The sequence below is a fragment of the Acanthopleuribacter pedis genome, assembly GCF_017377855.1.
Taxonomy (GTDB): Bacteria; Acidobacteriota; Holophagae; order Acanthopleuribacterales; family Acanthopleuribacteraceae; genus Acanthopleuribacter; species Acanthopleuribacter pedis.
In genome coordinates this window covers 40,600-66,548 of record NZ_JAFREP010000018.1, presented here as the reverse complement: position 1 = coordinate 66,548, position 25,949 = coordinate 40,600, and the positions used below count along the sequence as shown (strand labels likewise).

General features: G+C 55.9%; 16 protein-coding genes. 8 read left to right on the top strand and 8 right to left on the bottom strand.

Features of this window, described 5'->3' with window-relative positions:
- Positions 1-33: 33 nt before the first annotated feature.
- Positions 34-1,491, top strand: a complete 1,458-nt coding sequence (locus J3U88_RS19095) for a pyridoxal phosphate-dependent decarboxylase family protein (protein ID WP_207860542.1) — start codon at positions 34-36, stop codon at positions 1,489-1,491.
- Between the two features lie 73 nt (positions 1,492-1,564).
- On the opposite strand, the gene J3U88_RS19090 is transcribed toward J3U88_RS19095, so the two are convergent.
- Positions 1,565-2,767, bottom strand: a complete 1,203-nt coding sequence (locus tag J3U88_RS19090) for a hypothetical protein (RefSeq protein WP_207860541.1) — start codon at positions 2,765-2,767, stop codon at positions 1,565-1,567.
- Positions 2,768-3,909: 1,142 nt separating this feature from the next.
- Here J3U88_RS19090 and J3U88_RS19085 point away from each other — a divergent pair.
- On the top strand, positions 3,910-4,983 hold the full coding sequence (locus J3U88_RS19085) for a DNA cytosine methyltransferase (protein ID WP_207860540.1): 1,074 nt from the start codon (positions 3,910-3,912) through the stop codon (positions 4,981-4,983).
- Here the strand turns inward: J3U88_RS19085 and J3U88_RS19080 are convergent.
- The gene (locus J3U88_RS19080; RefSeq protein ID WP_207860539.1) at positions 4,966-6,141 is read right to left on the bottom strand and encodes a hypothetical protein; all 1,176 of its coding nucleotides are present in this window, start codon (positions 6,139-6,141) and stop codon (positions 4,966-4,968) included. The two genes, J3U88_RS19085 and J3U88_RS19080, sit on opposite strands and share 18 nt — an antisense overlap.
- Before the next feature lie 655 nt (positions 6,142-6,796).
- Here J3U88_RS19080 and J3U88_RS19075 point away from each other — a divergent pair.
- From J3U88_RS19075 to J3U88_RS19055, 5 genes are all read left to right on the top strand, one after another.
- Positions 6,797-7,309, top strand: a complete 513-nt coding sequence (locus tag J3U88_RS19075) for a VOC family protein (protein ID WP_207860538.1) — start codon at positions 6,797-6,799, stop codon at positions 7,307-7,309.
- Between the two features lie 643 nt (positions 7,310-7,952).
- Positions 7,953-10,715: a beta-propeller fold lactonase family protein gene (locus J3U88_RS19070; protein WP_207860537.1), complete on the top strand. Its 2,763-nt coding sequence runs from the start codon at positions 7,953-7,955 to the stop codon at positions 10,713-10,715.
- A complete protein-coding gene (locus J3U88_RS19065; RefSeq protein ID WP_207860536.1) occupies positions 10,705-11,550 on the top strand; it encodes a hypothetical protein in 846 nt (281 codons plus the stop codon). The genes J3U88_RS19070 and J3U88_RS19065 overlap by 11 nt, the downstream gene beginning before the upstream one ends.
- A gap of 107 nt (positions 11,551-11,657) precedes the next feature.
- Complete coding sequence (locus J3U88_RS19060) at positions 11,658-12,296, top strand: FMN-dependent NADH-azoreductase (RefSeq protein ID WP_207860535.1); 639 nt, start codon at positions 11,658-11,660, stop codon at positions 12,294-12,296.
- 558 nt (positions 12,297-12,854) lie between these two features.
- Positions 12,855-13,268 carry a hypothetical protein gene (locus J3U88_RS19055; protein ID WP_207860534.1) on the top strand — a complete coding sequence of 138 codons (414 nt, stop codon included), beginning with the start codon at positions 12,855-12,857 and terminating at the stop codon, positions 13,266-13,268.
- Between the two features lie 28 nt (positions 13,269-13,296).
- On the opposite strand, the gene J3U88_RS19050 is transcribed toward J3U88_RS19055, so the two are convergent.
- Both J3U88_RS19050 and J3U88_RS34700 read right to left on the bottom strand, forming a co-directional pair.
- On the bottom strand, positions 13,297-14,064 hold the full coding sequence (locus tag J3U88_RS19050; RefSeq protein WP_207860533.1) for a hypothetical protein: 768 nt from the start codon (positions 14,062-14,064) through the stop codon (positions 13,297-13,299).
- 780 nt (positions 14,065-14,844) lie between these two features.
- Positions 14,845-15,213, bottom strand: coding sequence for a MauE/DoxX family redox-associated membrane protein (locus tag J3U88_RS34700; RefSeq protein WP_341535189.1), 369 nt, complete (start codon positions 15,211-15,213; stop codon positions 14,845-14,847).
- Positions 15,214-15,322: 109 nt separating this feature from the next.
- On the opposite strand from J3U88_RS34700, the gene J3U88_RS19040 reads away from it, so the two are divergent.
- Positions 15,323-18,286: a pentapeptide repeat-containing protein gene (locus tag J3U88_RS19040; RefSeq protein WP_207860532.1), complete on the top strand. Its 2,964-nt coding sequence runs from the start codon at positions 15,323-15,325 to the stop codon at positions 18,284-18,286.
- Between the two features lie 70 nt (positions 18,287-18,356).
- Here the strand turns inward: J3U88_RS19040 and J3U88_RS19035 are convergent, their stop codons facing one another.
- The 4 genes from J3U88_RS19035 to J3U88_RS19020 form a co-directional block, all read right to left on the bottom strand.
- Positions 18,357-20,459, bottom strand: a complete 2,103-nt coding sequence (locus J3U88_RS19035) for a rhodanese-like domain-containing protein (RefSeq protein WP_207860531.1) — start codon at positions 20,457-20,459, stop codon at positions 18,357-18,359.
- Between the two features lie 241 nt (positions 20,460-20,700).
- Positions 20,701-23,352: a vWA domain-containing protein gene (locus J3U88_RS19030; protein ID WP_207860530.1), complete on the bottom strand. Its 2,652-nt coding sequence runs from the start codon at positions 23,350-23,352 to the stop codon at positions 20,701-20,703.
- The gene (locus J3U88_RS19025) at positions 23,343-24,983 is read right to left on the bottom strand and encodes a BatA domain-containing protein (RefSeq protein WP_207860529.1); all 1,641 of its coding nucleotides are present in this window, start codon (positions 24,981-24,983) and stop codon (positions 23,343-23,345) included. Before J3U88_RS19025 ends, J3U88_RS19030 begins: the two co-directional genes overlap by 10 nt.
- 3 nt (positions 24,984-24,986) lie before the next feature.
- Positions 24,987-25,916: a DUF58 domain-containing protein gene (locus tag J3U88_RS19020; RefSeq protein WP_207860528.1), complete on the bottom strand. Its 930-nt coding sequence runs from the start codon at positions 25,914-25,916 to the stop codon at positions 24,987-24,989.
- Positions 25,917-25,949 lie beyond the last annotated feature (33 nt).

Genomic DNA, 25,949 nt, shown 5'->3' with positions numbered 1-25,949 from the left:
GCGTGAAGCCCGTAACGATTCGAGGTGAAGATTATGTCCTTGGTTGATAAAGCGTTTGATGTAAGTGAGTTCCGCAATGAAGCCCACGCTTTGGTTGATCTGCTAAGCCGTCATTTCGAGACGTCGCTCAGTGGTGAATCCCCACGCGTTTTTTCCTGGAAGGATCCTGAGGATCAGTACGCCTACTGGGCCGATCAACCCGAGGGCCGACCCACCGAGGCTTTTTTTCAAGACTTCATCGACCAATCCCTGCACATGCACAACCCCCGTTACATGGGACACCAGGCCGCCATGACCGCTTTTACCGCTTCGCTGGCGGGTTTTTTGGGGGATGCACTGAACAACTTGCCCAGTGTTTACGAGATGGGCGGTCCCGGTGTTGCCCTCGAGCGTTTGGTGGTGGAACGCACCGCTAAGGTGATGGGGTTCGGCCCCGGCAGCGGCGGGTTTTTGACCTCGGGCGGGTCGCTCGGCAACCTGACCGCCTTACTCTGCGCCCGCGCCAACATGGCGGAGGAAGTTTGGCAGGAAGGCACGCAAAAACAATACGCGGTGATGGTTTCTGAGCAGGCCCACTACTGCGTGGAGCGCGCCGCCCGTATGATGGGTTGGGGCGCGGCCGGAGTCATCAAAATTCCCAGCGACGCCAACTACGCCATGCGCACCGATTTGTTGGACCGTTATTTTGAAGAAGCCCGTGCCGCCGGCAAAACCGTGATCGCCGTGATCGGCAGCTCCTGTTCGACCGCCACCGGCAGCTACGACGACTTGGAAGAAATCGCTTCATTTTGCCAACAGCGGCAACTGTGGTTCCATGTGGACGGCGCCCACGGTGCACCCGTTGTTTTTTCCGACACATACCGCCACCTAGTCAAAGGCCTGAATCAAGCGGATTCGGTGGTGATGGATTTCCACAAAAGCATGATGGTGCCCGCTCTGGCCACCGCCGTGGTGTTTAAAGACGGCCGCACCCGCTACCGTACTTTTGCCCAAAAGGCTTCCTACTTGTGGCGCAGTGAAAGCGCGGAGGAGTGGTTCCACCCGTCACGGGCGACTTTTGAAACCTCGAAAGCTTCGATCAGCCTCAAGGTTTGGGCCTTGTGGCAAAAGTTTGGCGACGCCTTGTTCGCGGAATACATCGAACGGACCTATGACAACGCGCGCCTGTTTGCCCGTTTGGTCAAAGCTGATTGCGAGTTCTCCTTGCCCGTGGAGCCCGCCGCCAACATCGTCTGTTTCCGTTACCTGCAGCCAGGAAAAAGCGAGCGGGATTTGGATGTGTTGAACCAGCGGATTCGCGAGACCTTGATGGAAGACGGACGTTTCTTCCTGGTTCGCACCGAACTGCGCGGTCGCACCTTCCTGCGCGTCACGCTGATGAACCCCTACACCGGCGACGCTGAGTTGCGCGAATTGCTGGACGCGGTGAAGGTCCTGGGTCAAACCTTTTCGCCGACCCACCGCGACAAGCGCCTGGCGCGTGGTGCCTAAAGCCCGCATCAGCATTCATTAAAAAGGGCTCGTCATGTGGCGAGCCCTTGGTTTATGGGGTGGTTGGTCTCGGTTAGGGGGTGACTTTGATGAACACGCGGTTGCTCAGTTCGCCGCGGTCGGTTTCAATGCGGAATGGCATCTCTTTATTGAGGACCGAGGGATCCGCGTCTTGGTACCAGCGGAAGGAAACCTCGTAGACGGTCCAATTGCGGCCGTCGTCGGCGGGGTAGTTATAGGAACTGAAGCTCAGGTTCTGCAGGTTGGGATTATCAAGCACGTCCAGCCCGGGGATGATGTTGCCGTACTGGTCTTCCACGCGAATGTGTTCGATGGGATCGTTGGCACGGAACACATAAGAATTGGTGCGTTTGTTGCGCATGGTGGCGTAAAAGGCGTTGTTGATCGTCAATTGTTTGTAGTTTTCTCGGGTGTGCCAGTTGGTGATGCTTTCAATCCAGTACTGGTTAAACAGCATGGATTCATCCAGATTCGGGTTTTGCCAGCCATAGAAGGGGTCCAAGAATTTACCCATATGCTCGTAGGTGACGTGGGCGTGCAAGACATCAAAGCTGGTGGCGCCGCTGTAGCCGATTTGGCCGAGAACTTGGCCGCTGTTGACGAACTGACCGCGGCTTACCGTGACCGAGTTCATCTTCAGGTGAGATAGGCGAACAACCAATTTATTGACGCGGTCGCGGTTGCCCGCGTTGCCATCCAGGTAACAGGTCAGTTCCACGGAGTTACCCAGGCTGTTGTCGGCATGGTCGTCGGGATGGTCGTTTCTAAGGTTGGTCACCTCTACGGTTGCGCCGTAAGGAAAGGGGTTGATGACCTCGTTTTGGCCGTAGTTGCGGAAACCAACCAGCCAGTCGACCCCGTTGTGGCCGCATTTGCTGCCGCGGGTGCGGCAGAAGAAGTAGGTGCGTTTGCTGTTGTTATTGTCGTAGATCTTATTAAAAGGAAAGGTACCGTGGTTGAACCAGTTCCAAATCCCAAAGTAATCGCTACGGAAAACGGGCAAGCCGAGTTTGGGGAAATAACGCGCGCGGAAGGCGTTGGGGTCGGCGTTGTACTCAGCCTCGGTGATGCCGGCCTTGTCGACGGCGGGAATAAACTCATAGTCCTCAAAGCCTGGCTGGGCAAGCAGCGCGCCGTGGCAAAGGGCAAACACAAAACAGACGGAAAGAAGCAAGCGGAAGATGTTCATGAAGATGCACTCCAGAATAATGAACGGTGGGAAGTTGGGTTTGTTTGGTGCAAAAGAAAACGGCATGCGGTGCCACGTCTCGACTGGCGGTGAGACGTTTTTGCACAGGGTGGATTTCATAACGACATCAAAACCAGAGGCTTCAAAGGCGTTAATGGGGCCGTACTCGCGGGCGGCGGCCAATAGCCGAGCCGTGCGAACAAGTGCTGTTACCCCCGATGCGCCGTGATCAAAGCAATCAATCATCGGTCACAGGGGGACACACCACGCATCCAGCCTAGATTCGTTGGAGAAGCCGCGCGGTGTGTTTATCGAATCGGGTTGGTGGGACAGACCGGGGATGGGCACGCCGCCCGGTGGCTGTCACCGATGTGGGCATCGAATGATTTGGGGGCCTTGGCCGGTGTGACGGTTAAAAACGGCCGAAAGGCGGGGTTCGCTCAGATACACCTACAGAGGCACGGCCGGAGAGGCGATCCAAGGTAGGTGATGGAGGCTTAAAAATAGGAACGGTGGTGAACGATAACGGAACGGAAGACGCATAAGGGCGTGGAACGAGCATAAGGACAGACTCCGGGTAAATTATCGAATGTGAGAAACCTTGCTGTTATATTGATATGAGCCACGAATAAGGGTGGATCCCAAAAGGGGTGAAACGAATTTATTTGTTCCATTAGCTTTCAACGCGGATGCGTGGGAAAGGTTTTGAAAAAAATAAAATAAAATGACGTCTTGTGGAGAGGAAAATACGGCCTTTTGAAGTAAGTAGTCGTATTTTTGATGTCTGTTTGGAGGTTTTTCCTGGCTAGGAAAGGCTATGGGGCGGGTCTCGTTTCCTTTCGGGAACGCAAAGCCCTTGGGCGAGAACGCTTTCGTCTCTCGCCTGGAAAGCGCGGTGCCCCATTCCTATGGGGTTGGACCACATCTTCTCTCAACGCGCCAGGCGAACATATCCCCCAAGGTAAAAAAAAGGAATTAGGAAAGGATGCTTGCGAGGGGCTTATTCGGTGGTTGACCAGGTGACCCTGAACGTTGCTCCCCAAGCTATGTCGATCTGGGTGCATGGGCAATTCAGACCACGGTCGAAAAGGAATGACGATGAGCTTGTGTTAGGATGCGGCTTGTGCTGCTTTGTTAACTTCGTTTCGTTGTGACATCCGGTCGGGGCTGCCTCGATAGGGTGATGATAGGGCTTAGGAGCGGTCTCGATGATGGAAAAGCCAAAAGCGATTGACGCTTTTTGTGGGCCGGGAGGCATGAGTTTGGGCGTGGGTCGCGCCGGCTTTGAAACCGTTTATGCTTTCGACATTGACGAGCCTTCCGTGGCAACCTATCGGCGCAATATCGGCAGTCACGCTCAGGTAAAGGATGTGTGTGACGTCCATTTGTCGACCATCACCGCGGAAACCGGTTTAGCGAAAGGAGATTTGGATCTTCTGACAGGGGGGCCGCCATGTCAGGGGTTCTCGAAGCAGAAGCGTGGCGCGCACAAGGGGGACCGGCGCAATGACCTGGTGCTTCAGTTTGTTCGCTTGGTGCGGGCGTTACAGCCCAAAGTGTTTCTGTTTGAAAATGTCGCGATTTTTGGTCAAAAGCGGGGTAGAAAGTACCTCTCCCAAATCCAGCGTGAACTCGCCGACTACCAGATGACGCTGGCGTTTGTGAATAGCGCGGACTACGGGGTGCCGCAAACGAGACAGCGGTTCATTATCGTTGGAGTTCGCATTGATGTATTCCGACCTTTTTCCTTCCCAAAACCCTCAACACCAGAGTGGTTAACCGTTGGTGATGTGCTCGCCGGTCTCCCCGAGCCACCCGCGGATTATTCCCATCATCCCCAGTTTCCCAACCATCAGCGTGCACGGGTTACCGCGCGAAACATCCAACGCTTTTCGCATGTTCCCCAGGGCGGGGGCTGGCAGGACATCCCCTACGAACTGCGTTTAAAATGCCACCAGAAGGTTGATGTCAAATCTGGGGGTTGGCCTGATGTATATGGTCGGTTGCGTTGGGACGGTCAGTGTCCGACGATTACGGGTGGCTTCGACAGTTTTACCCGCGGTCGCTATGGTCATCCTTTGTATGATCGACCGCTAACCCCGCGTGAAGCGGCACGGATCCAGGGTTTTCCCGATTCTTTTGTTTTTCAGGGAACACGTGGCGACATCCGTTCTCAAATCGGCAATGCGGTTCCACCGCCCTTGGCGGAAGCGATTGGAAGGGAAGTGCGGCAAACGTTGAACCCCGTTGCCGCGGTTCAACAGCTATTCGCCGGCGCTTAAGCGCTCGACTTCTTTAAAAAGTGATCCAAAAGGAAGAACCGTAATTCGTGGAATTTGCCGGTTCAGCGCTTCGTATTTTGAGGGTAAATCGAAATAGTAGACGCGGTGCATTCTGGCAATAAACGATTGGTAGACTTTCCATTGGGTTGGTAGGCAAATTTCCGTTACCACATGGGTTGCGGCATTTTTCTTTACTTCTGAAAGACAAATGAGCGTGCCCTTAAAGCGCTCGAGGCCGTAGATTCCGTCGAGAACCCGCTGGTGTGCCCATACTTGGATCACACGTTCTCTTGTAGATGTTTTTATCGGAACATGGAACTTGGGCCGGTTCTCCCCCAGGTCAAAAATGAAGTCCGTGGGTAGGGTTGCCGTTTGGTCGAGGTTTAAAACAGGTATGCGTTTTTTAGGCTGGACGCCGAGTAGAAGGGTGACTAAATGACCGCAAAGAAGCTCAAAGAAAGTGCCCGGCGTCTTCACATCACCCGTTTTTTGAAGATCCACGGAGGTGATGAATGCCATCGCCAGGGTGTAAGCCTGTTGGGTGATTTCTTCGGCTGAAAGTGCTTCCCAATCATTGCTCTGCATCGCCATAAAAAATGGATTGAGACTCGTGGGATCAGAAAGGTAGAGATCCGCGTTCACCGCACGCGAGGTTTTCTTACCGGAGCTAAAAAGGAAATAGGTTTTTCCTTCCACTTTGGAGGTGATTGGGACTTGGGCCGTTCTGTCGAGGTAGGCGATGCTTTCCAGAAAAATTGCTTGGAATAGTGTGGATACGGAACCGGTACCCAGGTTTTTCTTTGTCTCTGTCTTCAGTTGGTTGTAGAGGGAGCGGGTTTTCATGAGACCGGCCGAAATTTGAGGGAAAATAGGTTCGGACATTATACCGCGCGAAAAAAAATCTAGAGAAGATGATTGTTGGCGGGTGAGTTGTCTAGAGCCGTTTTTTTTGTTTTGTCGCCGGCGTGGGTTTTGGAATCGACGGACGGGTCGATGTGGTCTACGATGCGGCGGTTGAACCCGAGGTGTTTGTTGGAACGAGTTACGAACCTTTGATGGATCTTGGCGAAGATCGCCTTGCTCCCCGGATTGGTATCCCGTCACGCTTAATCCAGGGTTCTTGTTCCTGTGCCCGGCTTGCTTGGCGTATTGAACCAAAGCCGCTTCTACCGAGGTAGGCATAGCGTGCGCGAAATCGGCCCATTGATCCTCGGCGGGGTGTCCAATCGGTCGGGTTCGGAGCCGGTCGCCCGTCCTCCGATTGGGTTCCAACAAGAAAAATCGTTTTCTGAATGGCGTCTAAGTGCCATGAAAAAAATGGTTTGTGTGGTTGGCCTTCCATTTCGCAAAAAATGTCAAGCGGGTCCAAAACGGCGGTACCTATAATGACGACATCAACAACACGGAGGCGCACTAAAGACAACGCCCCCCAAGTTCTTTAGAACGGGTTCCAGTTTGCTGATAAACATACACACATTAAGTGTGTAGAAGCATGCCAAAAGCATGTAGAGACATTCATAAAACCAACCCATACTTCGCCAATCAAACGACATAAAGCGTTCCCTTCCTCCAGGCCAAACTCCGAGAAAGTTCCGGCATGTCGTTGGTTTGTTGTGATTTATCTCATCTGCTTCCATGCGGGGATGGGTTGGGTTTGTCTTACCCCTTTATCTTATATTCCTGATTCCGCCCTACTATCGTAGATAACCGTGTTGTCGGCGTTCCAAGGATCGTGGTTGATAGCCCCCAATGGTTCTTGGAACGCCGCCACCCGGCCGCGTTGTTTCACGATTCATCTCAAGGAGAAAGTGTTATGAAAGCCGTTTTAAGCTTGGCCTTGTTTCTCGTTTGCTCATTGTCCTCGTTTGCCATGGATCAACCCCTGCAAACCATGACCTATGGTGTCATTTCAGAAAAAATTGAGGCCTCGCGCGACTTTTACGCCAAACATTTTGGTTTCAAAGTGGTCTTTCAAAACGAATGGTACATCCATATGGTGTCCGACACCGATGCGCGTTTTCAGATTGCCTTCATGAAACCCAATCATCCCACGCAACCCCCTGTCTTTCAGCCTGGTTTTGCGGGCAAGGGTTTGTTTATCACCCTGGAAGTGAAAGACGTGAAGGCGCTTTACAAAAAAATCAAAGCCGCCGGTGTGACCATTTCCTACGAGCTTGCCGACGAAGCCTGGGGCGAACGGCACTTTGCCATTGTCGATCCCAACGGCGTTGCGCTCAATATTTCGCAGCGCTTGGAAACCGTCAGTGAAACCTACAAAGACGGGTTTGTGAAACCCGAAACCGAGAAGTCCGCGCCGCAAGACTAACCCGCTTTCCGCCGCCGGTTGTGGGGTGGGATCCGCCTCAACCAACCCCCCCAATGGTTACCGTGCCGTAAACGGCGGTAATCGGGGGCGGGCTCGGCCCCTGACCGTCGGCAACCCTCCGTCCTTAACGATAACCCGATGAAATGACCACCCCGCCTAGGTTCTTCCTCGCTCACGGGTTGTTCCACCATCTGCTGTTCCAATACGGAGCGCGTCAAATCATCACCGATCCCCACGGCTTTTATCAAACAGCTTGGCTTAACAAGCTGGGCCGACACCGCGAGGGGAACGGCCGGCAGCGCGCGGCCCCGGGGATGTATCGCTGTAAACGGGTACATCGCCTGCCAATCGTCGTCATCCTTCCTGCATCGCCATAACCCCATCAATCCTTATCAACAACAGAAGGTAGTATGCCCCCGCAACAAGGTCGGTCGTCCGTGTCGGACACCGGGTAGGGCGCAAAGCAGATCGGCGCTTCGCCAAGGCTTCCTGATGGACGCCGCCGCGAAACGGAAGATCGCGTTGTGCCCCGCTCCCGGCACGGCGTCCCGCGCCATATTAGACCCTTAGGGAAAACGTGGTTCGGACGCCTGGGGCGGACACCGGCCGGGCGGGTGAATGATATTGGACGAAGGATGTTGTCGTGAACCAGAAGTACACCACCCTTGGATTGTTTCTCGCGACCTTGGTTTTGCTCGCCGGCCCGTTGACGGCCGGGGACGGGTTGGGTCTGGTGAACTGGGAAAGCCCCCATGTTCATCCCATGGACCGAACGCCCGATGGTCGCTTGTTACTGGCGGTAAACACCGCCGACAATCGTTTAGAAGTGTTTCAGTTACCCAGTCTGCGCGCGCTTGGCTCGATCCCGGTCGGGCTTGATCCCGTTTCCGTTCGCGTGCGCAACAACAAAGAAGCTTGGGTTGTAAACCATATTTCCGACTCGGTTAGCATTGTCGATCTGCAAAAGATGATGGTCACCGAGACCTTACAAACCGATGATGAACCGGCCGACGTGGTTTTTGCCGGGCATCCCCAAAAAGCCTATGTGAGTTGTTCTCAGGCCAACACCATTATGGTATTCCGCCCCGAGAAACTCGAGAACGCCCCGCTGCGCATCCCCGTCAAAGGCGAGGACCCGCGCGCGATGGCGGTGAGTCCCGACGGCATGACGGTGTACACCGCCGTGTTTGAATCCGGCAACGGGTCCACCTTGGTTTCGGGTGGTTTTTTGGGTTTGTTCGGCGTGCCGCCTTTTCCCCAGGGCGCCAACGATCCCGAGAACCCCAACGGCGGGATGAACCCGTACCCCAACAACGGCGACCGTTTTGCGCCACAGATGAACCCCGAGCTGCCGCCGGCACCGCCCGTGGGGATTATCGTCAAAAAAGACGAACACGGCAGTTGGCGTGACGATAACGGCAAAGACTGGACCGATTTTGTCAGCGGCGCCAACGCCGAAAAAAGCGGCCGTATTCCCGGTTGGGACGTGCTCGACCACGATTTGGTTGTGCTCGACACCCGTTACAACACCGTGTCTTACGTCGATCGTCTGATGAACATCAACATGGCGCTTGGGGTCAATCCGGTCAACGGCAAAGTGACCGTGGTCGGCACCGATGCACGCAACGAGGTGCGCTACGAGCCCGTGCTCAACGGCGTGTTCTTGCGCGTTAATATGGCGACCTATGATCCCGCCGCCAACCGCACCGACATCCAAGACCTCAACCCCCACCTCGATTACACCACCACCAGCGTACCCGTCGATCAACGCAGGCAGTCGGTCGGTGATCCCCGCGCGGTGGTTTGGGACAAAAAAGGCGAGAAAGCGTACGTCGCCGGCTTGGGTTCTAACAACGTCGTGGTCATGAGTGAGGATGGCGGTCGCGATCACTGTGAGGATGTGGTTGCCGTCGGCGAAGGCCCCACCGGCCTGGTGTTGGACCGCACCAAACCACGGCTTTACGTGCTCAACCGCTTCGACGCGAGCATTTCCGTGGTGGATACCTTGTCCCGCGAGGAAATCAACCGCGTTGCCTTTTTTGATCCGACCCCGATTGCCATCAAAAAAGGCCGCAAGCACCTCTACGACACCTTTAAAAACTCCGGTCTCGGCATCGCCTCCTGTGGTTCCTGCCACGTCGACGGTCGTGCCGACGGTTTGGCTTGGGATCTCGGTGATCCCGGCGGCGAAATGGAAGCAGTGGACCACCAAAACCTCGGTTTTGGGCACCCCGTGCTGTCGCAGCTTTTTGCTGATCACCACCCCATGAAAGGCCCGATGGTGACCCAGACCTTGCAGGACATCATCGGCAAAGAACCGCTCCACTGGCGCGGTGATAAAGACAGTTTGGCCCAATTCAACGGCGCCTTTGAAAACCTGCAGGGGGGTACCCAAATCTCAGAGGAGGAGATGCAAGAGTTCTCCGACTTCCTGGCCACCCTGCACTTCCCACCCAACCCCTACCGCGGCATCGACAACAGCCTGCCCACCAGCCTGCCGTTGACCGGTCAACTGACCACCAGACGCTTGGGCGAACCGGGTCTGCCCCTGCCGGTCGGCAACGCCAAACGCGGTTTGGAACTCTTCCAGGCGCCCAACCGTCTGGCAGTCTTCGGCTTGTCTTGTAACAACTGCCACTCGCTGCCCACCGGTTTGGCCACCCCCAAGGTGTTCGACGGCCAGGAGTACGTGGATTTCCACGGCAACGACGACGGCTTTGCCCGCCATGGTTTGGTTTCCGGTGACGGCCAATCCAACGTCACCATCAAGGTGCCGCAACTGCGCAACATGTACGAGAAAGTCGGTATGGAGTTCCACCGCACCGAAAACACGCGCGGTTTCGGCTTTAGCCACGACGGCGCCGTGTGGTCGATGGCACAAATCCTGAGCTCCGACTTGTTCCTCTTCACCAACAACCAGGACAAGGCCGACGTGATCGCCTTCTTGATGAGTTTCGCCGGTTCCGACCTGCCGCAATCTACCGGCATCGGTTTGGACGCGCCCCCGGGATCACTCAGCCAAGACAGCCACGCCGGGGTCGGCAAACAGGTGACCGTGCATTCGGACAAACCATCGACCAAAGAAAACGCCTACCTGACGCTGATGCTGAGCGAGGCCAAACGCGAACGCGTCGGTCTGGTGGTGCGTACCCCGGACCACGGTTACGTCTACCGCAACGGCCAGTTCTACGGTGACCAACACGGCGCCGCCGTGAACCTCAACTACTTGCTCGGCCAGGCCAAGCGCAACTATCCCGTGACCTTCACCTTGGTGCCCAAGGGGACCGAGGTGCGCATCGGCTTGGACCGTGATGCTGACGGTAGCTACGACGGCGACGACCACAACAACAAGGTCGCCGATACCAAAAAATTCAACATTTCCGCGGAGGTGGGTGGTGAAAACTAAGTTCATGATTTTGATGTCCCTGTTCAGTGCAATGCTCGTGGCCGGTGAGGAAGTTGCCAAACGCGCAACCATGGTGATTGACGGTACCGTGGTCACCGGGGTCAACCGCGCCTTCGGTGAACCCATTTGGGATCTGGGCGAGGGTTTCGGCACGCTCGGTTTCGAAACCTTGGGCGTGTACAACCCCGACGGCCTGGAACCCTTACCACTGACCAGCAAAACCCATTGTGACAACAAACTCGCTACCTACGTGGATCCCGTGTTTCTGTCGTTGTTCGGGATTGAAGGCGATGTGGTTCCCGATAGTGAACTGAACCGTCCCTTGCGCGGCGTCGGCGTGATTGTCGATCCCGCCGGTCAGGTGGCCGTGCCGCTGCCCGACATTGCCGACGCCGGCATGTTGGACTACAGCCGCGCGGCTTCCAACGGCGACATCACCATCAAAAAATGGCAGGAAGCTTCCGGCATGGCGACCTTGCGTTGCACCGACGCGGGCTCCAGCGTGGACATCAAGTTGAAGAACCTGGTGCCCAACGGCTTGTACACCGTGAGCGCCGTGTTCATGAGCGCGCAAGGTCCGGTTGCGGTTCCCCTCGGCGGCGTGCCCAACGCGGTGGTCACCGACGAAAACGGCGACGCCCGTTACAAGCGTTCGCTCAACTTCTGCTACGACGATGAAACCAATCCCGCGCGGATGTTAATCATCGACATTACCTACCATTCCAACCACAGCCTCTACGGCACCCAAACCAATCTGCCCTTTGCCGGTACCTTCGCGGGTACCATCAACCACATCCACATGAGTTTCCTCGTAAACGGGACCGAACTCGAGTAACGCCGCAAAACCTTCGAACGGGGTGTCGCCCGCGCCGTCCTCTGCTGGAGGGGCGGGGCCGGTGCACGGCGGCACCCCTGCCGAACAAGCCCAAGAAAAGGTGAACCATGAACACATTGATCATTCAGTATCTGCCCTCTGGCGAAACCTCACGAACGCGCCGTTTACGCCAAGCCTTCCTGAAGCATGTGACCGGCACCGTGGTGACGCTTGACCTGTTGCAAAACCCACCCAACTTCATGACCAGTGATGTGAAAGCGATTCTGTTTAAACGCAGCTATCTGGGCGAATCCCTGAACGCGGACGAACGCGCCGTGATTGGTAAAAACGACCACTTCCTGAGCTTGCTGCGCGCGGCTGATCGCGTGGTGTTTGCTTACCCTATGCACAACTACAGCATGCCCGCCATCGTGAAGGCTTTTTTCGACGCCGTCATTATCAAAGGGGAGACCTTCGACCTCGAAGGGTTCAACTACCGCGGTCTCCTGGGTGGCAAACGCGCCCTGGCCTTAATCACCAGCGGCGGGGTTTACGAGGAAGGCAGTGACGCCGCCGAACTGGACCACTGCTTTAAATTGCAAAACATCCTGTGCCGCTTCGTGGGTTTTGATCAAAGCGAGGTCATTTCGGTCCAAGGTACCGACATGTTCCCGCCCGAGGAATTAGAACCCCGGTTCGACCAAGCCGAGCAGGCGATTCGCGATCTGTGTGCCGCCTGGTATAGCGAGGATCGCGCACTCGTCTAATCTACGTTCGTCTAACCCACGCTCGTATTACCGGCTAAACCAAGGAGGCCGTCGCATGCGTGTTTCGCCCCCGTCCCACATTCGTCGCCGACAGCGTTTAACCCTTCGCCGCCGTGATAATTGGTTTCTGCGCCGGAAACCCAAACCGCCGAGGCAACCGGAGCAGCGCGCGGCCGAAGACAAACCAACCGATTCTTAACCCGCGTTGCCGCTGATGCATCGCGGCGAGCGCCCTCTTTTCATCCACCCTGCCCGGCACCTGTTCCTTCCGGGTTTCGCCGTTTTCCCGCTTGCGCGGTGAAAACGGCTCTTTTTTTGTGAGCACTCAGGTCTGTTTCCTCGCGTAGATCGCTTGGTGGCCGCGGCTTCGTAGGCTGGATTTTTTGCGACGCAAAGCACTGGGTTTGGATTGTGTTAAAGTTGAATCTTCTATAATTTGTGACCAGGGTGTGAAACTTGTTGTGGCCGCATTTCTGTCGAGTGCTTTAAAAATTACAGGTTGGCGAAGGCGATGCCGACACGCCTTTTGTGTTCAGTTCTTGGTCCGGGAGGCGTGTCGTGGGTTTTGGCAGACGGGTTTTCTTTTTCGACGAGTCGCAAGGCATTCAACGGATCCCCAACAAACGTTTTGAACGAATTTACGACGGTAAAGAATCCTGTCCCTGTTACGCGGACAACACCATTCGCTATGCCCACCTCTTTCTACTCTTCCTTGACCGACGCCCGATTTCAGTTTCCCACATGGAATTTTTCACCCTGCGTTTCGACGAAGAGGGTTTTCATGATCGCGATTTCCTCAACCGCCTGGCGATGATGAGTTACGAAGGGATCCAAGCCCAGGTCAGCGGCGGGAACAACGTGGTTTACGTCAGCAACCGCATCGCCCAACGCTGCCTGGCCAGACTCCACTGGAAACCGACGGACGGTGAAATGGAAGCCTTGCGCAACCAATTACCGCCCGGTTTGATTTAAACGAAGCGGCCTGGGCCGCTTCGATGTGTTATCGCCCGGCAGGTACCTCAAAGCGGTTAAAGGTCGCGTATTCGGTGTCGTACTGCAAGCCACCGGTAATCTTGGGGTATTTCTTTTGCTGTTCCTGGGAGAGTTGCAGCGGCGTGGCTTGGGTCAGCGTTGAAGTAAACCACAGCGCGCCGATTTTCAGGCTGGGTTCCTTCTCGTCCGGTTGAACGATGGCCTGAACCCATTCGACGTCGCCGTTTTTGTTGAGGTCGGCAAAAATCGGCAAGCGATGGTCGGCGGTGGTCAGGTAAACGACTTGGGCGACGGCGCCCTGTTCGCTGAATTGGAAGACCGCGCAACGAATTTGCCCGAACGGATCGCCTTCGCGAGCCGGAACATGGGCCATCAGAATCAGCTCGGGTTTGCCGTCCCCGGTGACGTCACCGCGCATGGCCACCTTGCTGAGGTCGGGATGGATATGAAGCTGGGTATCGGTAGCGATCAGCGATTTTTTCCCGCGGCTGGTGTAGAACTGAAGGTGTTGGTTGGCGTGGAACACCCAGGCCACCTCGATGCCCTCAAAGGTGAGTTTGCCACCGGTGGCACCGCTTTGTTCGATGCCGATCTCTTCAAAAGAAGCGGGCACCCGGCCTTCCCAAAAGGGACCGCGATGCGATTTGTCGGCGCGGGGTTCGGTGGCGAAACCCAGGCCGGCCATGAAAAGAAACAAACCCACGACGAGCTTGGGCAAAACACGGCGAACCGTTGACGGCCCGACCAAAGAAGAAACGACGCATGGTTGAAACATAAATCCCCTCTAAAAGGAAACGCAATGCGCGAAACCCAATCTTGAGCGGCGGATCGGCGCAAACGTCTCACGAAAAATAAGTGGTGCCATCTTACCACCGGCACCCCAAGAACCAAGCGCGTGGCCCGTTTTGGGCCTATCCACGCGGTATTTCGACGAATGGGCGGTCTAGGACTTTGCTTCTGGGCAGTAGGTCCTGAAAAAGCCATCGTTTTAGGTTGACACTGGTAGGTGCTTGTCGGCGGTCCTCGGTTTTTGTTGAAGGTTCCACAGAACCTGTGGAAAACCTTGTGGATAAACTGAGAAAATTTGACCGAAAGCGTTGGGGGGACCGGCTTGACTCCACTTTACACACGTTTTTGTGCAAGAATTTTCCTTAGGCGCCCAAGGGTTTTCTGCTTGACACGTGATTTTCGCTAAGGTAGCGGCGAAAATGAACCTCGGTTGTGCTTCAATGCCGGCGCTCCTGTGGAAAACCTGTGGAAAAGCGGCGGGTGTGTTGGCCCTCAACGGTTTCGATTCCTCACAGAGTTTTCACGTTTGGTTGTTGAAAAGGCTTTTTATTGAACACGGCTTCAGGAAATGACTTGGGAAATCGAACCGGTGGCTGTTTCGTTTCAAAGTCGGCTGTTTTGGGTTGGGTTAACCCGCGATTCTCACAAGGAACCGTCGCGAGAAGCAGAAAGCCTTGTGAGAAATGCGGGTTAAATGAAATCGGCCGGGGCGAACGCTGCTGCATTCGCCCCGGCCGGTTCAGGAAAGGTTGTCTCGAAAACGGTTCTAATCGGTGGTTTTGCCGGGGCGGTGGAAGACGGCCATGGCCGACATCACCATCAGACCGATGTCGCGCAGAATGAGCATGTATTTGTCGTTCCAGCCGGCGAGGTAGGTGTCGGTGCTGGTGCAGCCGCAGTTGAATTCGTGGCCGCGCAGGACGTTAAAGCTGACGGCCACGATGAAAATGACCAGCAGGCCGCTGATGATCAAATCGCCGCCTCGGCGCAAGACGCCGGTCATCACCGCCAGCGCGGCCAGGAGCTCGAGCATGGGCAACCACAGCGCTGAAGTGTCGAATAAGGCCTTTTGTGGTAAGTGTATGTTTTTTAGGTTGTTAGAGTGACTTGTGTGGTGGTTTTTGGTGTTGCCTATTTTTATTTGGTCCGGTTGAGCACTGTTTAGCGCAAATGATTTTAGAAAGCTTCGTAACAGTGTGGGTCTTGATTTGGGTGTTCGGCAACATTTAAGTAGGAGGTAATTGATGGATGTTGGGCCGTCGGTTTTTAAATGGCCAGTAAAATGGGTAGATAAGTTGGTGAAAATTTACGCAAAGAAAGTGGAAAGTAAAGAGCGAGGCTTTGATTCTATCAGTGAAGAGTTACTTATGAGTCCCCATGACATAGTTCCGTTTTTTGTAGAACCCGATCTACAACTGATAAACCCTGCTGATCCAGATAATGAATACAAAAAAGGCTTTAAGGAGAGTGCTTATTGTGCTCTTGAGGAATTTATTCGTGTGAAAAAAGATAGGCATGGAGCAAGGGTTCTGTTTTTGTTAGCTGATGCAGGAATGGGAAAAACATCTTTATTGGCTATGATGAAAATCGCCGAGATAAATTCACTATGGCCTAAGAATTATAAATGTGTTCCTTTGAAAATAAGTAAGGATTCAATTGATCGGATTAAAAAACTTAAAGGTAGGGCGCGAACGGTTCTTTTGCTTGATGCCTTAGATGAAGATGTGTCATCGTTTGATGATATAGAAGGTAGAATAGTGGATCTGTTAAATGCAACTAAAGGCTGTTATCGCGTTGTTATTACATGTCGAAACCAATTTTTACCTTTGGGTAAAACAGAGGTTTTTCCTCGACAGGATCAGATTAGTCTTGGTAGCCATTCTTGTGGTGTTCTTTACATATCACCTTTTAGTGATGATCAAGCAGAAGAATATATTAAGAAGAGATTTCCGCGTAGTTTGCCTGAAAAACTTTTGTTTTCGCAAAATTACAAACTTGTTAGCGCTGCGCGAGCTTTGATGAAAATCCCAGATCTAAGATCGCGACCTCTATTGCTGACCTACATTGATGATATTATTAAACATGATGTGGGTGGTAACTTGTATAAAATTTACATGGCTGTAGTCACTGGGTGGCTGCAGCGGGAAAGTTGTGAGAAACGAAATGGTATTGATTCTGAAAAACTTCTACTCGCCTGTGTACATCTTGCTCATTGGTTTCAGGAAAATAAGCGTCTGGCCGTCTCTCAGGAAAGCTTAGACTCTATCTTGATTGATTGCGATTTGGCCGAACAAGTTAATAGGGTAAGTATTGGAGGACGCTCACTTCTAAATAGAGATTCTTTTGGTTTGTTCCGATTTGCACATCGAAGTTTTCAAGAATTTCTAACTGTGCATGGAGTTGTTTTGGGTATAAATGTGGCGTGGGAAGAACCTAGTGATTTAATGGTTAGGTTCCTGCTGGGCGCAGAAATCCAATGCTTCAAGGGGCTATCATTGAAGCGTGTAAAGTTAGATGGTCACGACTTTAGAGAATGCAATCTGGCGGAGGCTGACTTAACTTGTGCGTCAATGATTGGTTGCAATCTAAGGGGTACAGACCTTTCTTATGCGATGCTGGATAGAGTTGAATTGGAAGAGTCTGATCTTAAAGGTGCTATTCTTGATGGTGCATATATGAGAGGCTTACCAGTAGGGAAGATAAAAAATTTGGATCCAAAATGGACTCTTGTCCACGACATTAATAGTCACTCGGTTTCAGGAAGAAACTTAGAAGGCGTGGATTTGAGCTATGCTAACCTCGGCTGGTCTCATCTGCCGAAGGCCAACTTTAAGAACTCTAACTTAACAAAGGCAACACTAATTGAGGCTAATTTGCTAGAGGCTGATCTATCTTTAACTAATCTTGTTGAAGCAAACCTTCAAGATGCAAATCTTCGGTCCTCCAATTTATGTGGTGCTAACTTGACACGAGCAAATTTAGATCAAGTGGATCTTACGGGAGTAAAAATTAATGAAAAAACTTTATTGGAAAATAAATATTTTTTGGCCTGGAGGATGTTGAATAATGAAGAGATATCTGAAAATTTATTCGAGGTAGATTTGAGTAATCTCTTCCTGCAGAAGGTTAAACTGAGAGGTTTAGATTTATCTAGGGCTGACCTGTCGGGAACAGACCTCACCGGTTCGGATTTGTTCCAATCAATGTTGTACGGTGTGATTGTTAGTGACTCTACAAAGATTCCGAATAAGTACTTGGTTGCCAAAGGGATATTGGAGGAAGGGTTAGAATCTAGAGACTTGGATGATGATGATTTAAACGGTGTGAATATAAATGGGTCTAGGTTCTTTGAGTATACCTTGTCCAATATTAGCTTACAAAACTCATTAGCTAAGGGGATAGATATGGCATATTCCAAGTTTATAAGCTGTAACCTTTCTGGTGTTGAGTTCTCAGAAAGCAAACTAGAGTTTTCTGAGTTTATTGACTCCTCGATGAATGGTGTCCAACTAGCCAGAGGGCAGATGCTAAAATGCCTGTTTAATGGTAACTCGATGGTAGAAGGGCATCTCGTTGAATGTGTGTTTACTGGAGTTAGCTTTACTGTTTGCGATTTGAGTCTAACAGATTTCGAGGGATCTTGCTTTCGGTATTGTTCCTTTGTTGGATCAACTTTAGATTTTTCAAATTTTAAGAAGGTAAAGATTTTTGGCTCAAATTTGATCGGCTCTCAGTTTTATTTGTCGATATTATCGAGTGCTGAGTTACGGGACTGTAACGCATCAAAATCAGATCTGAGCTGCGCCGATCTTGTAAATATTGAAGTAACAAGAACGGATCTATCGAATTCAAGCTTCTTATCTGCGGATCTATGTGAGTCTAAGTTTCTAGATTGTATTCTTGAAGATGCAGACTTTCGTGATGCAATACTTCATGAAGCTGATTTCTCCGGTATAAATCTAAATGGGTCTGACTTTTCGTGCTGTGAAGCTAGTAATGTGAATTTCAAGGGAGCGAATCTTGAGGGAGTTAACTTCTCAGGCGCAGATTTATCAGGTTCTGATTTTAGTAAATCGAACCTAAAAAAAGTAAATTTCACAGACGCCAATTTAGAAGGTTGTGATTTGGGACGCGCAGATTTGGGGAACGCGATTTTCAACCGAACAAACACGAAGGGCATCATGGGGATTAAGCTTGATAACCTTTGAGCCATTCAAAATTTTTTTCAAGTCAGCATCATGATCTGAGGGGAGAAGGTCACCTCTTCTTTAATGTTCCTTAATCGGTGGTTTTGCCGGGGCGGTGGAAGACGGCCATGGCCGACATCACCATCAGGCCGACGTCGCGCAGGATGAGCATGTATTTGTCGTTCCAGCCGGCGAGGTAGGTGTCGGTGATCAGGGTGGCGGTGCTGGTGCAGCCGCAGTTGAATTCGTGGCCGCGCAGGACGTTAAAGCTGACGGCCACGATGAAAATGACCAGCAGGCCGCTGATGATCAAACCGCCGCCTCGGCGCAGGACGCCGGTCATCACCGCCAGCGCGGCGAGGAGCTCGAGCATGGGCAACCACAGCGCTGAAATGTTGATGAGGGCCGAGGGCGCGATGTCGTAGTTCCAAATGTCCTTGGCGAACAGGAAGGGGTTGCCGATTTTCGGTAAGGCGGCCCAGATGAAAAAGGCACCGACGAACCAGCAGGCAAACCAGACGGCGGGTTTTTGGTCGATTAAGCGACGCCAGAACACCAGCAGCAGGATGCCCACCACAAAGGGGAGCATGTCGCGGATGACGTGTTCCAGGTACATGCCGGGCGGTTTTACTTCTTCCAACGGCGGCCTTTCGACCTGGGCGACGCCCGTGCCCGCGGCGGCGGTTGCCGGTGCGGCCGAGGCAAGTTCGCCTTCAATGGGATAACCGGCTTTGTACCAATCGTCGAACCCGTCTTTAAAAACAAAAATGTTGTTGAAGCCCATGCCCTGGAGGTCTTGGGCGAGATGGTGGGAATCAGTGCATTCCTTGCCCTTGCAATACACGATCAGGGCGGCGGGTTGCTTGGCTTCGATCTCGGCGAGCACGGGTTCGAGGTATTGGCTTTTTTCGTAGAGGTGGAGCAGGTGGGCGCCGCTAATGTGGCCTTTATCGTAGAGGCCCTGGTCGCGGGCGTCGATCCACAGGGTGAAATCGGCGGCGTGGGTGTGGATGTCGCGCGCCTGTTTTAAGCTGATGTCGGTGATGCCGCTGTTGGTGGTGACCAACGCGGCGACCTGACCGGGGTCGGCGTCGTCGGCGGCCGGGGTCGACGTTGTGGTCGCTGCAGCGCCGACGGTGCCGGCGGCGAGTTCGCCCTCAATCGGCAAACCTGCCTTGTACCAATCGTCGAAACCGTCTTTAAAGACAAAGATGTTGTTAAAACCCATGCCCTGAAGGTCTTGGGCGAGGTGGTGGGAATCGGTGCATTCCTTGCCCTTGCAATACACGATCAGGGCGGCGGGTTGCTTGGCTTCGATTTCGGCGAGTACGGTGTCGAGGTATTGGTGTTTTTCGTAGAGGTGAAGCAGGTGGGCGCCGCTGATGTGGCCTTTGTCGTACAGGGTCTGATCGCGGGCGTCGATCCATAGGGTGAAATCGGCGGCGTGGGCATGGATGTCGCGCGCCTGCTGTAAGCTGATGTCGGTGATGCCGTTGTTGGTGGTGACCAGTTCGGCGATTTGACCGGGATCCGCGCTGTCCGCGCGTGCGCCGGAGGGCGTGGTCGTGGTGGGTGTCTGAGGTTCGGGTGCGGCGCCGGCCATTTCTCCTTCAATCGGCAAACCGGCTTTGTACCAATCGTCAAAGCCGTCTTTGTAGACCAGGATGTTGTTAAAGCCCATTCCCTGAAGATCTTGGGCGAGGTGGTGAGAATCGGTGCATTCCTTGCCCTTGCAGTAAACCACCAGCGCGGCGGGCTGTTTTTCCTCGATCTTGGCGAGTACGGCGTCGAGGTATTGGTGTTTTTCGTAGAGATGGAGCTGTTCGGCGCCGACGATGTGGCCTTTGTTAAAAAGTTCCTGGTCACGGGCGTCAATCCACAGGGTGAAGTCGGCGGCGTGTTGGAAAATTTGGTAGGCACGGGTCAGGTCAATGTCGGTGATGCCGGTGTTTTCGGTGACAAAGGCGGCGGTTTCACCGGGATCGCCGGCGTCAAGGATGGGGGTTGCCGCGGCTTTCTCGGGCGCCGCGGTTGGCGCGGGGGCGGTTTCCTTGCCGGGCGCAATCCCCGCGTAGTCGGGCCAGGCGCGAACCCATTCAATCGTGGTTTTGGGGCGCAGGAGGTTGTTGGCGATGCCGCCGAGCAGAGCAATAGCGAGGATCAGGCCGACTTGGACCGCGAGGTTGGGACGCATGTAGGTAACTCCTAACAGAAATAGCGTGGCGATGGGGCGGCGCGCGGTGGAACCGAGGCCGAGAGGCCGGTGGGTTAACACGCATTTCTCACAAGGATTTCAGCTTCGTAGCAGAACTCCTTGTGAGAAATGCGAGTTAAGACGAGGAAGCCGCGATGGATCGGCCAGAAGGGATCGCATCGCAAAAGTCCGGCAGGGGAACATCAAAACACAGGTTCGGCTTTGGATTGTCAGACATTTGTCAAGAATGTGAGGGCTTCACCTGGGAACGCTGCCCGGCCAAACGCCGAACTGCAACGGCGGCGCCGTACAGCAGGCAGGCCGCCAGCCAAAAAAAGTGGCGCAGGTCCCGGCCCGGCGGCGCGGTGCGACTTCTGTCAACAAAAGGTGTCCCGTTTTCGTCGAGGTTTGTACCGCCGCCGGCGCCGCGCAAGGCGTCGAGTAAGGCGTGATTGACCCCGAAATGTTCGGCCTCACGACCGCCGGGTCGCGGCGTGGTGCCGGCCCGCGGCAACCGCATCGCCAGGCGTTGTACACGCGGCAGGGCGTCGGCGCCTTGCTCGCGAATTTCCAGCATGCCCTCCAGACGGTCCGGCTCACGGCGGGGTTCCAGGGTGCCGATGAATTGGCCGACGCGGTCGCCCTTGCGCGTGGTCAGGATTTGGACAAAGCCGCGACGGTCGCGCCATTGCAAATCCACACTGCTGACGCGCGGCGCGATGCCGCCGGCGGCCAACAGATTGAGTTCGACGACAAGGGTGTCGCCCCGTTCCTGCACGGCGATGTGGTAGCGGTTAAAGGCGGCAAAAGGCAGCACGCGCTCGAACCAATCGACCCAGGGCGGGGTTTCACCGCGGCGCGCGGGTGGCAAAGCCGAGGTGAAGGCGCCGATGGTGCCCAACGCACGGGTGACATAAGCCAGCACGGGGTCGGTGAATTTGGGACGGATCGCAATCAGCGCGGCCTCGGGCCGTACCTTGGTAATGGCATTTCCCGGCAGCGGTCCGCGCGGCATGGGCAGGCGGTCGGCCTGGTTGATCATGAAATCGAGGCGTTGCGGAACAAAGGGTTCTCGCTCATAGAAATGCGGGCGCTCCTCCGGGTCGAAAAACGGAATTTCCAAGCTGCCCGGCAAGGTTCCGATGGGTACGGGGATGGGATCGGCGATTTTTTGCAGCGAGGGGCTGATGCTGTGTTTGCTTTGGCCGATCCCGAACACGGTCGGTCGGCAGTCGGGTCGGTAATCCACGGGCGCGAAAAAACCGTCGGAAATGAAGATCAACCCGCAATTGCTGAACTGCCGGTCGGCGATGAGTTTGAGCGCAAGCCTGGGGTCGGTGCCGCCGGTGGGTTCGATGCCGTTGATCTGGTAAAGCGCTTGGCGTTTGTTGTCGGGCGTCATGAGTTTGTTGTCGACGAGGTGGTAGGCCTCGGTGTTGAAGGCGATCAAATCCAGCCGGTCACTTCTGCCGAGCAGGTCGCGCACGATGTACCCCATCAGCGCTTGCGCGGTTTTCAAGCGCGGGCCGCCCATGGAACCAGAGGCGTCTACCATCATGACGATGTGGCGTTCGGAGAATTCGGGAAGTTGCGGTCGGGGTTCGGTGGAAACGGGCAGAAGCGGTTCGATGGGGGTTTCGCTGTAACTCATAATGGCGGTGGCTTCCAAGTCCTCGGCGCCGGCATGATCGCCGTTGATGAAAAACAAACCCAAGCCCTGCCGTTGGACAGCATCCGCGATGCGCTTTAGCGCGCCGCGCGGGAACTGTCCCGCCACCACGTCGTTGATGATGATTGCGTCGAAATCGGTGAGGTCGATGTCGGTGGTCAAGGCCTCGGCCTGAATGGGTTCGACCCAACCGCGATCCGGGGGAAAGGCTTCGACCCAACGGTTGTCGCCGCCGACCGCCAGGTACTTGGGCGGGCGGGTGACCTGGGCGAATACGCGGCGGTGGTGGGTTTCTTTACCGTCGGCATCGCTTAAGGTGAGGTCGACGTAATGCACGCCGCGGCGTCGGAACGCCATGGGCACGCGCAAGCGGCCCCAGCCGTCGGCGGGGACCTGGGTCTCGGTGCCGGCCTCGCGCACGCTGTCTTCGCCGAAATAACCGCGCAGGGTCACGGTGGTGTCTGCCGCCGTGCGCCGTTGGTTGCGCAGGTTGGCGCGCAGGTGGGTCGGCACCTTCTCGGCGATGACGGGCGGCAGGTAGAGATCGCGGACGGCCAGTTCGGGTTGGGCGCCGGGTGGGGTCCAGGTATGGATCGGTACGGCCACCTGGGTGGCGCGGCGGGCTGGGTCAATGGTTCCCTGGCGCGTGGGGAACCCGTCGCTGTAGAGCAGTATGGCGCGGGCGTTGTGGTCGACGCCCAGGTTGAGCGCGTGGTCCAGGCCCGCGTCCAGGTGCGAGGCGCGCGGGGCGGCCAAGTCAGCGCGGCGCAGGTTGCGCAGGGTGTCGGGTAGTTCCTCGATTGGGACGGCCTCGGTGTGGGTGCGTGTGCCGGCCCCGAAGCTAGCCAGCGAAAAGACGGCATCCTCGCGCTGAATCTTGGGGAGCCTGTCGACCAGCGCGGTGCTTTTGGCGACCAAATCGTCGCGTAGGGCGGGCCAACCGCCGGGCGTGCGCAGCATGCTGTTTGAAGCGTCGATGAGCAGGGTGAGGTGGTGTTGGGCGCTGTCGATGGTTGGGACCATGCGCGGTTGGAACAGGCTGAGCGCAAGGCAGGCGAAGGCGGCCAGATTCAGCGCAAGGACCGCAAGGCGCACCGGCGGGGAGGCGCCCAACAGGGTGCGCCGCGGGCTGAACCAGGTGACGAGGTACAGCAGGGCCAGGAACCCCAAGCCGGCAAGCAGGAGGAACGCCCACCAGGCGGGTGTTTGCCAGCTCAGCGCCATGCCGGGCCCCCAATCAAAAACAGCACCCGTTCCGCGAAAAAGATCAGCAGGGCGGCCGCGATCAGCCACGACCACCAGGCGACCGCACGGGTGGCCGTTGCCTCGGCCGCCTCGGGGGCGTCGAGCAAGTCGCGACGGTAGGATTGGTTGGCTTTAAAGCTGTTGCCCTCGGCCGGATGGAAATCGAGGCGGAAGGGCGGTGTTTGGGTTTCCACGGAGGGCGTCGTTGCATCGGTGGTTTGGAACAGGGGCGCGGTGGCGCGGCTGCCGAGCAGGTTTTGCACGGCGTTAAACCAGAGCAGGGTGGTCAGGCGTGCTTGGTCGCCTTGCCCGTGGGGAAAACCGGCGATGTACACGGCGGGCGGGTGCGCACCCCGTGCCAGCCAGGGCCGGCCGTCGACGTCCGCGAGGATTGGCAACAGGGGTGCCGGGGTGGTAACCGGTGCAACGCCAAGGGTTTCGGCCACGTCCAAATTGGCTTGGGCCAGGAGTGGGGAACCCTCGCGGAAGTGGCCGATGCGGCTGGGCGTGGAGGTGAAACCGGGGCCGACGATCAGACGCGGTTGATCGGGTGGCAGGCTGTCGGCCTGGGCGGGGGAGACGACGCTAAACACGGCGCCTTCCGCTTGGTGGCGCCAGCCGAGGAGGGCCAACCAATCGCGGTTGGGATGGCGCCAATCGACGCTGAACCCGAGCGTCTCGGGAACTTGGAACACCAGGTAGTTATCGGCGGGATAGGCGTCGTTGGGGACGATTTCCAGGTCATAGGCACCGGGGGTGGGTGGACGGAACAAGGTGGTGAAACGCCCGTCTTTAAAGGTGATGGGTTGGTTGTCTTGCCAGGAGCCGTCGCGTTTGCGCATGTCCAGGCGCACGTTCACCGCGGGGCCGACTTGGCGGGCGCTGACTTGGACGAGGGCACCGCTTTCTTGGAAGGGGTTGTCGACGGCCTGGACCGCGCTAAAGCCGTGGTTGGCGACAGGCGTGCTCACGTCATGCCAGACGATGCGCTGACGGGGGAGTTGGGCGAGCCAAGCGGGGGCGGGTTGGTCGCTGTAAATCAGGAGCAGCCCGCCGTCGGTTTCGGTTTGTTCGAGGGCGCGCAGGGGGAGGGTGACATCGGTGGCGAGCGGGCGGGCCCCGAGTTCGGCAAGTCCGCGCGACAACCCGGCGGCGTCCAAATCTTCGCCGAAATCGCGTTGGGTGCTGTCAAATGCCGTCAGTCGGAAGCGCCAGGTGTAATCCTGTTGTTCGAGTCGGTGGTTTTGATCGCGCCAAGCCGCCGCTACCCGGTCCAACATGGTTTCGTCATTTATTCGCGTCGCCATGCTGGAGGAGGTGTCGACCCACACCCACAGGCGCCGTTGACCAGGTTCCTCCACGGTGTACCAAACCGCATTTTCACTGAAGACGGCCGCGCCGATCAGGATCAGGCACGCGGCTTGGAGGAGGAACGGCGGTGATTTCAGGGGGTTGCGCCACTGCCATTGGGTGAGGGCACTGTCCGTCGGGGCCAGGTCGTCGAAGAACCGCGCCGCCGAGATACGACGGACCTCGTAACGCGGTTTGCGCATGTGGAGGACGGCCAAGCCGAGCAGGAGCGGCGCCAGAATTGACGCGAGCAAGATCATGGTTCACCGCATGAACAGGCGTTTGAGCAGGGGATCCTGCTGGAATTGGGCCCGGAAAAAGGCGAGGGCGGCGTCCGCGTCCAGTTCCGATTGTTCGGGCCAGAACCAGGTGCGCGCGTCTTGAGGTTTGAGCTGAAGCGGTTGTTGCACGGCGTGTTTGGCGGTTTGGATGCGTTGTTCTACCTGGGCCAGCACGCCGTTGTCGACTTGGAAGAAGGGTTGCTCCAGGCGTTGGCCGGGCCCGAGAATGTGGCGCGCGCCCTGGCCGAGGAGCGCGCGTTCCATTGGCCAGGCGTTCACGTCGATCAGCGTACGCCACACGTGTTTGCGGGCCGCGCGACGCCAGAGATCGGCCAGCGCCGCGTGACATTGCGGTGCTTCGCTGTAAAAATCGCTGACCACCAGCCAAACCGCGGCCGGCGGCATGGTGCGTTCCAGTTGGCCGAGGTTCACCGGCGCGGTTTCCCCCGGGGCGAGGCGGCAGCGTTCGACGAGGGTGTCGGCCGCGCGCCGGGTTTTGACCGGATAAACCTTACCCGTGGCCAATTGGTGCAGCACGAAGGTGTCGCCTTGTTTGCAGGTCAAGCGGGCCAGCGCCTCGGTCAGCCACAGCGCGATTTGCATTTTCGGCAGGGGTTGCGGCAACCACATGCTGGGGCGGGCGTCGAGGGTGACGATCAGGGTGAGGGGTTCTTCGGCCTCGAAGCGGCGCACCAGCAGGTCGTGGTCCGGCCCAAAGCGGGCGGATTGGCGCCAATCGACGGCGCGAATATCGTCGCCGGCGAGGTAGGGGGTGAACTCACGAAAACGAAGGCTTTGACCGCGACGGCGGGTGAGGTGGCCACCTTGCGCACCCGCGCGAACGCGACGGCGCGCGTCGAGATGAAAGCGGTTGAGCCACTGGTCCTCGCGGGGGAGGGGGCGCAATACCATGCCTTCCGGTCCCGGGGGCGGCGGGTCGGCCTT